At 64.1% G+C, this 10,550-nt stretch carries 12 protein-coding genes; 5 read left to right on the top strand and 7 right to left on the bottom strand.

Annotated features, from left to right (window positions below):
• From AAF563_14170 to AAF563_14160, 3 genes are all read left to right on the top strand, one after another.
• Nucleotides 1-654 (top strand): NAD(P)H-dependent glycerol-3-phosphate dehydrogenase (locus AAF563_14170; GenBank protein ID MEM7122426.1); only part of this gene is annotated, 654 nt, incomplete at its 5' end.
• A gap of 17 nt (nucleotides 655-671) precedes the next feature.
• On the top strand, nucleotides 672-965 hold the full coding sequence (locus tag AAF563_14165) for a YciI family protein (GenBank protein ID MEM7122425.1): 294 nt from the start codon (nucleotides 672-674) through the stop codon (nucleotides 963-965).
• A gap of 13 nt (nucleotides 966-978) precedes the next feature.
• Nucleotides 979-1,395: an EVE domain-containing protein gene (locus tag AAF563_14160; GenBank protein ID MEM7122424.1), complete on the top strand. Its 417-nt coding sequence runs from the start codon at nucleotides 979-981 to the stop codon at nucleotides 1,393-1,395.
• A 6-nt stretch (nucleotides 1,396-1,401) separates the two neighbouring features.
• Here AAF563_14160 and AAF563_14155 read toward each other — a convergent pair whose 3' ends face one another.
• The 5 genes from AAF563_14155 to AAF563_14135 form a co-directional block, all read right to left on the bottom strand.
• Nucleotides 1,402-2,271: a DMT family transporter gene (locus AAF563_14155; protein ID MEM7122423.1), complete on the bottom strand. Its 870-nt coding sequence runs from the start codon at nucleotides 2,269-2,271 to the stop codon at nucleotides 1,402-1,404.
• A gap of 34 nt (nucleotides 2,272-2,305) precedes the next feature.
• On the bottom strand, nucleotides 2,306-3,079 hold the full coding sequence (locus AAF563_14150; protein MEM7122422.1) for a methyltransferase domain-containing protein: 774 nt from the start codon (nucleotides 3,077-3,079) through the stop codon (nucleotides 2,306-2,308).
• A gap of 4 nt (nucleotides 3,080-3,083) precedes the next feature.
• Nucleotides 3,084-4,637 carry an acetolactate synthase large subunit gene (locus tag AAF563_14145; protein MEM7122421.1) on the bottom strand — a complete coding sequence of 518 codons (1,554 nt, stop codon included), beginning with the start codon at nucleotides 4,635-4,637 and terminating at the stop codon, nucleotides 3,084-3,086.
• Nucleotides 4,638-4,709: 72 nt separating this feature from the next.
• Nucleotides 4,710-5,411, bottom strand: coding sequence for a carbonic anhydrase family protein (locus AAF563_14140; GenBank protein ID MEM7122420.1), 702 nt, complete (start codon nucleotides 5,409-5,411; stop codon nucleotides 4,710-4,712).
• Nucleotides 5,412-5,456: 45 nt separating this feature from the next.
• On the bottom strand, nucleotides 5,457-6,203 hold the full coding sequence (locus AAF563_14135; GenBank protein ID MEM7122419.1) for a creatininase family protein: 747 nt from the start codon (nucleotides 6,201-6,203) through the stop codon (nucleotides 5,457-5,459).
• A 143-nt stretch (nucleotides 6,204-6,346) separates the two neighbouring features.
• Here AAF563_14135 and acs point away from each other — a divergent pair, with 143 nt between their 5' ends.
• Together acs and AAF563_14125 are read left to right on the top strand one after the other, a co-directional pair.
• On the top strand, nucleotides 6,347-8,287 hold the full coding sequence (gene acs, locus AAF563_14130) for an acetate--CoA ligase (GenBank protein ID MEM7122418.1): 1,941 nt from the start codon (nucleotides 6,347-6,349) through the stop codon (nucleotides 8,285-8,287).
• A 92-nt stretch (nucleotides 8,288-8,379) separates the two neighbouring features.
• Nucleotides 8,380-9,186 (top strand): hypothetical protein, encoded by an 807-nt coding sequence (locus tag AAF563_14125; GenBank protein ID MEM7122417.1) that lies wholly within the window; start codon nucleotides 8,380-8,382, stop codon nucleotides 9,184-9,186.
• 16 nt (nucleotides 9,187-9,202) lie between these two features.
• On the opposite strand, the gene AAF563_14120 is transcribed toward AAF563_14125, so the two are convergent.
• Together AAF563_14120 and AAF563_14115 are read right to left on the bottom strand one after the other, a co-directional pair.
• Nucleotides 9,203-9,781 carry a peptidase gene (locus AAF563_14120; protein MEM7122416.1) on the bottom strand — a complete coding sequence of 193 codons (579 nt, stop codon included), beginning with the start codon at nucleotides 9,779-9,781 and terminating at the stop codon, nucleotides 9,203-9,205.
• A 54-nt stretch (nucleotides 9,782-9,835) separates the two neighbouring features.
• A complete protein-coding gene (locus tag AAF563_14115) occupies nucleotides 9,836-10,522 on the bottom strand; it encodes an SDR family NAD(P)-dependent oxidoreductase (protein MEM7122415.1) in 687 nt (228 codons plus the stop codon).
• Between the last annotated feature and the right edge of the window lie 28 nt (nucleotides 10,523-10,550).

The following is a 10,550-nucleotide window of genomic DNA, read 5'->3' as shown; positions in this document are numbered from 1 at the left end:
GCCGACGAATTGCCTGAGGCACGCATCGCCGCCTTGAGCGGCCCGTCCTTCGCCGCCGATGTCGCGCGCGATCTGCCGACCGCCGTGACTGTCGCCGGCGCGGACGACGTGCCGGCAATCCTGGCCGACGCGCTGACATCGACCAACTTCCGCGTCTACCAGACCGACGATCTGAACGGCATCGAGATCGGCGGCGCGGTCAAGAACGTCATCGCGATCGCCTGCGGCATCGCCATGGGCCGGGGCCTGGGCGACAACGCGCGGGCCGCCTTGATCAGCCGCGGGCTCGCCGAGATGGTTCGGCTCGGCATGGCGCTCGGCGGGCGCCAGGAAACGCTGATGGGTTTGAGCGGGCTGGGTGACCTCGTCCTGACCGCGACCGGCGAGAAGTCGCGCAACTACTCGACCGGCTTGGCGCTTGGCCGGGGCGAGAGTTTCGCCGACATCATGGACGGTCGGGCAAGTGTGGTGGAAGGCGCGGTGGCGGCGCCGGCGGTGCTGGCGCTGGCCGGCCGCCACGGCATCGAAATGCCGATCTGCGCCGCCGTCGATGACGTGCTGGCGGGTCGGCTGACAGTTGACGATGCCGCCAGCACCTTGATGATGCGCCCGTCCGGCGCAGAGTTCGATCATGCCGCCGCGAGCAAGCGCTAACGCAAGGGAACACGATCATGCTTTTTGTCATTCACGCGATCGACAAGGCCGGCGACGGATCGGCACGGCTCGCCAACCGCGACGCGCACCTGGCGTTCGCCGCCGAACACGCCGCGACAATCCGGCTGGGCGGTCCGCTCCTGGGTGATGACGGTCAATCGATGGTCGGCTCCATGCTGGTCATCGAGGCCGACGACATCAACGCCGCCAAGGCTTGGGCAGCCCAGGACCCCTACGCCGTCAACGGCGTCTTCGAGCGGGTCGAGATCCGCCCGTGGAAGGCGGTTCTCGGAACCACCGCAATCAGCTAGGGAGGTTCACCGCATGGCCTACTGGCTCATGAAACAGGAACCCAGCGAGTGGAGCTGGGACGATTTTGTCAAGGAAGGCGAGACCTATTGGGACGGCGTGCGCAACCACCAGGCCGCCGCCAACATCCGCAAGATGAAGAAGGGTGACCGCGCCTTTTTCTATCATTCGGTCGATCAGAAGGCGATCGTCGGCGTCATGCAGGTGACCAAGGAAGCCTATCACGACCCGACCGCCGACCCGGACACCAAATGGGTCGTGGTCGACGTCAAGCCGTTGAAGCCGGTCAAGACACCGGTGACGCTGAAGGAGATCAAGCAGGACGGCCGCTTCGACGATCTGGCCCTGGTACGCCAGTCACGCCTTTCGGTCGTGCCGGTCTCTGACCAGCACTGGAAGGACCTCTGCCAGATGTGCGGCATCAAGGCGTGAGTGTTCTCAGGCGGCGTGCTTTGCGTTGCCGCCTTTGCGCATGGCGATGATCCCACCGACGATGACCAGGGCCATGCCGCCGACTTCCAGCCATGTCGGCTGACGGTCCCAGACCGCCCAGTCGATGAGCGCGGTGAAAATGATCACCAGATAGATCGTCGGCGCCAGGATCACCGGCGTCGCATAGCGGTAGGCGATGATGATCGTCACCTGCGAGGCCAGCAGAGAGAGCCCGATACCGACGATGTAGGGCCAGGCCCACACCTCCGGCATCTGCCACCAGATGAGCGCGAGCGGCAGCGTCATCAGCGTCGAGATCGAGAAGTAAAAGAACATGATGCGCTGGTCGGGTTCGGTCTCGCTTAACCAGCGCACCGAGAGCAGCGCCATGGCGACCATGACCGCGCCGAACAGCGCGATGGGCGCACCCCAGCCGAGTTCGGCGTTGCTGGGATGGAGCACCAGCGCGATGCCCACGAAGCCCAGAACGACGCCGATCCAAACCGGTCCCGTTATCCTTTGCCGGGTTACCAGCCATGCGATCAGCGGCAGGATGATGGGCGCCGAATAGGCCAGCAGCACCGCGTTGGTGAGCGGCATCAGATTGATCGCGATGAAGAGCGCCAACCAACTTGCGCTGCCGCTGAAAGCGCGCAGAACGTGCATGCCGATGCGCCGCGTCCGCAAAGGCTTCAGTCCGTGACGCAGCGCGAACGGCGCCAGGACGACAAAGGCGACCGCGTTCTGGAAGAAGACGTTGACCTGAGCCGGCGAACCGGGCGCCGCCGCCTTGGCGAACACACCCATCAGCGCGAGGCTGGCAAAGGCGAGCGTCGCCATGACGAACCCGATCAGCAGGTTCTCCTCGCGTTTCACTGGCTCAGTGGAGGACAAGGCGGCAGGCGGCGCGTCAGGCAGGCGCGCGGCCGCGGCTGTAACCCTGGAGCATCTCACCGGATTCGCAGACGACCATCATGGCGCGCCAGTTCTCGACGAAATAGTCGGCGTCATCTTTGCCGATCAGTTCGACCATGCGGCCGTAGAACGGGCCCTTGAGTCTTTCATATTCTTCGCGAACCTCGCGCCGGTACCAGGGCGAGGCGTCTTCGACCATGACGTCCACCAGGCCCGCCGCTCTCAGCACCGCTTTGTACTCCTCCAGCGTGCGCATGGCATAGGTCAGACCTTCCATCTTGAACCAGTAACGCATGGCCTCGCTATAGTCGCCCGGCGCCTTCAGCCAGTCGTAGACGGTGACCCAGCCGCCCGGTTTCAGAACGCGCAGGCATTCGGCGAACATACCTTCCTTGTCCTCGATCTGGGTAAAGGCGCCGGAGCTGAACACGACATCGAAGCTGGCGTCGTCGAACGGCAGGGGACCGGCCTCAACCGTCTGGAAGTCGAGCCTGTCCGCGACGCCGGCCGCTTTGCCGTAGGCTACGGCCTTGGCGACCAGCGGCGCTTCCAGGTCGGTGCCGGTGACGTGGGCGTCGTGGTCGCGCGCCAGCACGATCGCCGGACCGCCGATGCCGCAGCCAATATCCAGCACCCGCTTACCCTGAAGATCGAGGCCCGCGACCATGCGGTCGACATTGCCCTTGCCGCCCGGCGCCATGAACCCTTCGCCCCAGATCAACTCCAGGACGGCGATCATGGCGTCGTGGTATTCGTTGTCGTGGCTCACGCGTTCAGCCCGCGCCCGGCAGCACCGCGTCGATCAGGTTGGGCCCGTCGTTCGACAGCGCGGCGGCGAGCGCGCGGTTGAACTGTTCGGCGGTCTCGGCGCGCACGCCTTCGACACCCATGCTGGTCGCCATGGCGACCCAATCGAGATCCGGGCGGTCCAGATCGAACATGTCATGGGCCTTGGGGCCGGGATTCGCGCCAACGTTTAAGAGCTCGCCATGCAGGATGGCGTAGCCGCCGTTGTTCAGGATGACGGTGGTGACGTCGCACTTTTCGCGCGCCTGGGTCCACAGCGCCTGGATCGTGTACATGGCGCTGCCGTCGCCGACCAGCGACAGCACCTTGCGGTCGGGGCAGGCGATCGCTGCGCCGGTCGCCTCGGGCAGGCCGCGCCCAATCGAACCGCCGGTGCCGAACAGCCAGTCGTGTTGTGGCGCGCCGCGGGTGAGCGGATGCAGGTGGCGACCCGAGGTGATCGCCTCGTCGGAGACAATGCAGCCTTCCGGCAGCAGGTTGCCGATCGCCGCGCCCAGGGATTCAAGGTTCAGGTCGCCTTCCATCAAGGCCGGCCGATCGGCCTCGCTGAGGATCGGTTCCAAGTCGCCCGCGTCCAGCTCGTCGGCGAGCCAGGCGAGCGCGCCGGCGATATCCTGGTCGACCGACGCCAGCGTGTGGGGCTGGCAGGTCTCGGGAATCAAAAAACTGGGCTTGCCCGGATAGGCGAAGAACGCGACCGGCACCTTGGTGCCGACAAGGATGACATGGCGGAAGTTGCCGGTCACCGCCAGCGCCTGATCAACGATATAGGGCATGCGCTCGACCGCAACGCGCCCGGCGCCGCGCTCGCAGCGCGCGGCACCGAACTCCGTACGCAATTCGGCGCCGGTCTTCTGGGCGATGCGGCTGGCCATCGCAAGCGCGTCGGCGCGCAGCGCCTTACCGCCCAACAGGATCAGCACCGGGTCGCCGGAACGCAGGATGTCCAGGCAGTCTCGGATGGCGCCTTCGTCGACCGGTTCGGGCGGCAGCACCGCCGGCACGGGCGCGGTACCGGATGCCTCGTTCCATGCGGTGTCAGCGGGCAGGATCAGCGTGGCGATGCGGCCCGGGGCGGCGGAGGCCTCGGCGATCGCCTGGGCACCATCGACCGCGACCGACGGCGCGTCGGACGAGGTCTTGACCCAATGCGACACCGGCCAGGCGATGCCTTCGATATCGGCGGTCAGCGGCGCGTCGTGTTCGATGTGATAGGTCGCGTGCTCGCCGACGATGTTGACGATCGGCGTGTTCGCCTTTTTCGCGTTGTGTAGGTTGGCGAGACCATTGCCCAGACCGGGTCCCGTGTGCAGCAAGGTCGCCGCCGGCTTGTCCAGCATGCGGCCATAGCCGTCGGCCGCACCGGTCACCACGCCTTCGAACAGGCCGAGGATACAGCGCATGCCGTCAACCTTGTCGAGCGCGGCGCAGAAGTGCATCTCCGACGTACCGGGATTGGTGAAGCAGACGTCGACATCACCCTCGACCAGCGTGCGCACCAGGCTTTCGGCTCCGTTCATGGGTCCTCCCTCATCGCCGGCCGCGACCATAAAGCGTTTGCCGCGTGTTTCATAACTTCGCGCCGTATGGCGCTACATGAACGTAACGACGCCGGTCGAGATGTCATACATGGCACCGACGACCATCACATCGCCACTCTCCACAAGGCCACGGATTACCTCGCTGTCGCGCAGCAACTTCGCGACGTTCAGTTTGACGTTGGCGACTGCCACGTCCTGAACAAGCACGTCATCGGTCGAGCTGCCGCTGAAGTCGGGGTCCAACTCGGCGACCGCCGGCATGATGTTGGTCAAGGTGGCGGTAAGATTGCCGAGCTGAACGCCGTCGATGGCGCCCTTCACCGCGCCACAGTTGTTATGGCCAAGCACGACGATGAGTTTGGCGCCGGCCACCGCCGTGGCGAATTCCAGGCTGCCGGTCATGTCGACATTGACGAAATTGCCCGCGACACGCGCGCTGAAGATCTCGCCGATACGCTGGTCAAAAACCTGTTCGTGCGGCACCCGTGAATCGATGCAGCCGATGACCGAGGCCGTCGGGTTTTGGCCCTCCGATGTCGCGATGATCCGGTTCATCGGGTCGCATTTTCGAACGTCGCCGTCGACGAACCGCTGATTGCCGGCCTTGAGCTCGGCCAGAACATCGGCCGGCGTCAGCGATGCCGTAGCGTCAGCGGCAACAGGTTCGCGCGCCGCCGCATCAGACGACTGAACAAGGGCAGGCGCGGCCGCGGCAGCTGGCAGACCGCAACAGACGTGTCGACGGGTCAACATGGCGCTCTCTCCTCTTCGGCGTTGCCGCTTGGTGGGTGGACGATCTCATGCCTCGTCGAGGAACTTCTGATACGTGACAGCCAGTTCCTTGACCGCGGTCTCGTAGAACTGCCGGCCGTGCTCCGGCGTCGACAGGGACGGCAGGCTGCCGATGCGCCCGTCGGGATAGCGCCGCCGGTAGTCGTCGGCGTCGTGAATGCCCGAATAGGCCGGCGCGCGTGCCTCGAAGTTCACGTTCTTGATCGCTTCCGGATAGGCGTACTGGGTCAGCGATACCTCGCTGCAGGTGGCGTGATCGCCCTCGTCGTCGCCATAGAGTTTCTTGCCCAGTTGGCCGACGCCCTTGCCGTCCCACCAGTTGCGCGACGTCAGGCGGATCGGCCGCTTGTTGTCCCACGCTTCGAGGCTGATGTCGGAATAGATCTCGGCGAACCCGGCGTGGATGGTCGCGATGTTGCCGCCGTGACCGTTCAGGAAGAAGAACCGGTCGAAGCCGTGCTTGGCGAGCGACATGACGGAATCGCGCATAACGGCGATCAGGGTCGAGGGGCGAAGGCACATGGAGCCCGAGAAACCCAAGTGATGCTGGGCGATGCCGACGGAGATGGTCGGCGCAACCATGGCGTCGGCCGCTTCACCCAGGCCTTTGGCGACCACTTCGGGGCAGATCGCGTCGGTGCCGATCAGGCCGTTGGGGCCATGCTGCTCGGTCGAGCCGATTGGCAGGATGATACCGGTCGAACGCTTCAGGTAGGTCTCGACCTCCTGCCAGGTACTCAAGTGCAGCTGCATCGCGAGAAACTCCTGCCCAGATCGGGCGCCAGGGGTAGGGGAGAGGGCTGCGGATTCTTGCCCGCGCCGCCCAATGTAGCAACAATGCGCTTACAAATCGCAGAAACGGCCGCTATACGTGCCGCATAAGGGAGGATTGCCGCATGACCGACGACAACGTCTATCCGGTGACCGGGGATTGGGCCAGCCGCGCCTGGGTCGATAACGACAAATATCTGGAGATGTACCAGCGATCGATCGACGACCCCGAGGGGTTCTGGGGCGAGCACGGCGAGCGCGTCCACTGGATCGAGCCTTTTACCAAGGTCAAGAACACCAGCTATGACGGCGATGTCTCCATCAAGTGGTTCGAAGATGGCAAGCTGAACGTTTCGGCCAACTGCCTCGACCGGCACCTGGCCAACCGGGCCAATCAGACCGCGATCATCTGGGAGCCTGACGACCCGAACGAAGACGCGCTTTACCTCTCCTATCGCGATGTGTTCGAGGAGACCTGCCGCATGGCGAACGCGCTCAAAGAGCTGGGCGCCAAGAGGGGTGACAGGATCACGATCTATATGCCGATGATCCCCGAAGCCGCATACGCCATGCTGGCCTGCACGCGGATCGGTGCCATCCATTCCGTGGTGTTTGGCGGTTTTTCGCCGGACTCGCTCGCCAACCGCATCCAGGATTGCGATTCCAACATCGTCATTACAGCGGACGAAGGTCTGCGCGGCGGGCGCAAGGTGCCGCTGAAGGTCAACATGGACGAGGCGCTGAAGACCTGCCCCTCGGTCACGGCGTCTCTGGTGGTCCGGCGGACCGGCGCCGATGTCGCTATGCAGGACGGCCGCGACCACTGGTGGCACGACATGCGCGAAAGCGTCGAGCACGAGTGCCCGGCCGAAGTGATGGGTGCCGAAGATCCGCTCTTCATCCTCTATACCTCGGGCTCGACCGGCAAACCGAAAGGTGTCCTGCACACCACGGGCGGTTACATCGTCTACGCGTCGATGACGCATCAGTACGTTTTCGATTATCACGACGGTGATATCTACTGGTGCACGGCCGACGTCGGCTGGGTCACCGGTCACAGCTACATCGTCTATGGTCCGCTTGCCAACGGCGCGACGACCTTGATGTTCGAAGGCGTGCCGAACTATCCGGACGCCTCGCGTCACTGGCAGGTCATCGACAAGCACAAGGTCAACATCTACTACACCGCGCCGACGGCGATCCGCGCGCTGATGCGCGAAGGCGACGATCCCGTCACGAAGACCAGCCGCCAGACCCTGCGCCTTCTCGGCAGCGTCGGCGAACCGATCAATCCGGAGGCATGGGAATGGTACTACCGCGTCGTCGGCGATGGCCGCTGCCCGATCGTCGACACGTGGTGGCAGACCGAGACCGGCGGCATCCTGATTACACCGTTGCCGGGCGCGACCAAGTTGAAGCCGGGTTCGGCGACCCGGCCGTTCTTCGGCGTCAAGCCGGCGATCGTGAACAACGACGGCGAGGCCCAGGTCGGCGCCTGTGAAGGCAATCTGGTGATGCTGGATTCCTGGCCCGGTCAGATGCGCACGGTCTACGGCGACCACGAACGGTTCATACAAACCTACTTCTCGACCTATCCCGGCCGCTACTTTACCGGCGACGGTGCGCGCCGCGACGATGACGGTTTCTATTGGATTACGGGGCGGGTCGACGATGTGTTGAACGTTTCCGGCCACCGTATGGGGACGGCCGAAGTCGAAAGCGCGCTGGTCGCCCATCCCAAGGTCGCCGAGGCCGCCGTTGTCGGCGCGCCGCACGACATCAAGGGTCAGGGCATCTACGCCTATGTCACCTTGAACCTCGGCGAAGATCCCAGCGACGAGCTGCACAAGGAACTGGTCCAGTGGGTCAGAAAGGAGATCGGCCCGATCGCCTCGCCCGACTGGCTGCAGTGGGCGCCTGGCCTGCCCAAAACCCGGTCAGGCAAAATCATGCGACGGATCTTGCGCAAGATCGCCGAGAATGACTTCGGCAATCTGGGCGACACGTCGACACTGGCTGATCCCGGCGTCGTCGACGACCTCGTCGACAACCGCCAGAACCGCTGAGCGTCATCGCACGTTCGGTGGCGTTGGCACCGTCGCAGCAACTCAGCGAAACGTTCTATCGTACGAAAACCGGGGACGCGGTTTTGTCTAACTTGTCGAAGCTTCTTTCCGTCGCTCTTCTCGTGGTCATGGCATCGTTCGCCCATGACGCACGGGCCGAAGGCACGTTTGTTCTGGAGAAGGTCTTTCCCGTCGACGGCGACCCCGCCAGACCGGCGAGTTGGGCGGCCGACGGCGACAACGTCTACGACGTGCAGTTTGCCGTGCGCTACAACTCCGATGACTGCATCGGAAACTACCGCGTTCAGTTCGTTTTCGATCGCGATGTCACCACGCTCCAGGAAGGTGAGATATTCACGATCGACATCCGAAAGATCTTTGGCGAGCCACCTTGCGGGCACAAGTGGACCGACGCCAGTGTTCAGGCGGCAGGGGGACTACTGCCCGAACATCCAGATGTCCCGACAACCTACGACTACAACGAAAACATCGAGATGCTTCGGGACGGCTACATTCGTTTGTGGGACACACCATCTGTCGAAGCCAGGGTTACCCTGCAGGCTGTGGTCAAAAAAGACACGCCCTACACCAAGTTAGCCCTGTGGGCCGGCGACAACGCGATGTACTTCATCTACCGCTATGTTGCGGACGGTAGCGCCACATCGGGCGGTGACGGTTCCACGGCGAGCGACAGCGATACCCAGCCGAAGAAGGGGGAACACAGCCCCTACTGCGACTTGATCGAGACCTATTACTGCCCGAACGACTCAAGCTACGAGCCGTTCACCGACTACGGTTGGTGGGACGGCGGCAGCGACTGCGGGCAGTCCGGTTTGCCTGCCGGGTTTTACGTCTACGACGTCGATACCTGGTACATCTACGGCAAGATGTGCAAGTAACAGCCGCGGGTCCGATCTAAGCCGCGCTGCTGTTGGCGTCGGCGAAGAAGTCGGGCGTGCGGGCGAACACGCGGCGAACCATCGGCTCGAAAGCTTCAATTGGCATCGACTCGAAGTTTGGGTCGAAGGCGTTCTGGTCGTACTTCTCGCAGAAGTCGACGCAAGCCTGAAAGTGTGGATGGCCCCTGAGGCGGTCGCGCACATTGCGATCGCGGCCGAAGAAGTGATTGTAGTAATAGGTCTGGAATAGCCCGTGGTGTTCGACGACCCAGGCGGCGCGCTCCGAGACATAGGGCCTCAGGATCGCGGCGGCCGTCTCCGCGTGGTTGAAGGGCGCGATGGTGTCGGCGATGTCGTGCATCAATGCCGCGACGACCATGTCTTCGTCCTGATTGTCCTGGAAGGCGTGGGTCGCCGACTGCAGCGCGTGCTCCAGGCGCGTCACATTGAATCCGAAGTCGACGCGCTCGTTGACCTGCAAGAGCGCCAGGAGGTCGTCGGCCACCGGTCCGCTCGACTTGGCGGTGGCCTCGGCAATGATGCGATAGTCCTCGGCCGTGCCGTCGGCCATGTGCGAGAAGCTCACCTTCTTCACGGCGGTCCCTCCACTTGGGTCAGTTCGGGAGGCGATCCTAGCACAGTTTGGCTGTTACCAGTCGGTCGGTTCACGGTCGAAAAAGAAGCCGCCGGTCGGACCGTCATCAGGCAGCGTGGCAAGCCAGACCGCCGTATCAGCGCCTTGTTCGACCGTGCGGATCGCGCCTGCGCCACCCATGCGGGTCTGAACCCAGCCCGGATCGATGCTATTGACCTTGACGCCGTCGCCGGCCTCGCGGGCAAGGCGGACGGTCAGCGCATTCAAGGCTGCTTTCGTGATGGCGTAGGCCGGCGGTCCTTCCAGACCGGCGGCAAACGAACCCCAGTTCGAGGACACGTTGACCACCCGGCCCCAGCCGCGCTTGGCCATGCCCGGCATGAAGGCACGCGCCGTTCTGAGCGGCCCCATCAGGTTGACGTCGATGGCTTCCACCATGGCGTCGGGGCCCGACAGAAGCTCGCCCTCGGCAAGAAAGCCGGCGTTATTGATCAGCATGTCGACCTCGGCGCCCTGGGGCTTGAGCGCCGCGGCGCAAGCCTCGACCGATTGATCATCGGCCACATCCAGCGCGACCGCTGTGACGTCCAGATCCTGATCGCGCAAGTCCTGGGCCGCCGCCTCGCCCGATTGGGGATCGCGAGAACCGAGAAAGACCTTATGGCCCGCTGCGGCAAGCTGGCGGCAGGTTTCCAGCCCGATGCCGCGGTTGCCGCCGGTGACCAAGGCTGTGTGCGTCATGGATTGCCTCCTGCGAAAGACGGGGCCG

The sequence above is a fragment of the Pseudomonadota bacterium genome (assembly GCA_039028155.1).
Lineage (GTDB): Bacteria > Pseudomonadota > Alphaproteobacteria > SP197 > SP197 > JANQGO01.
This window is presented reverse-complemented; position numbering and strand designations above follow the sequence as displayed.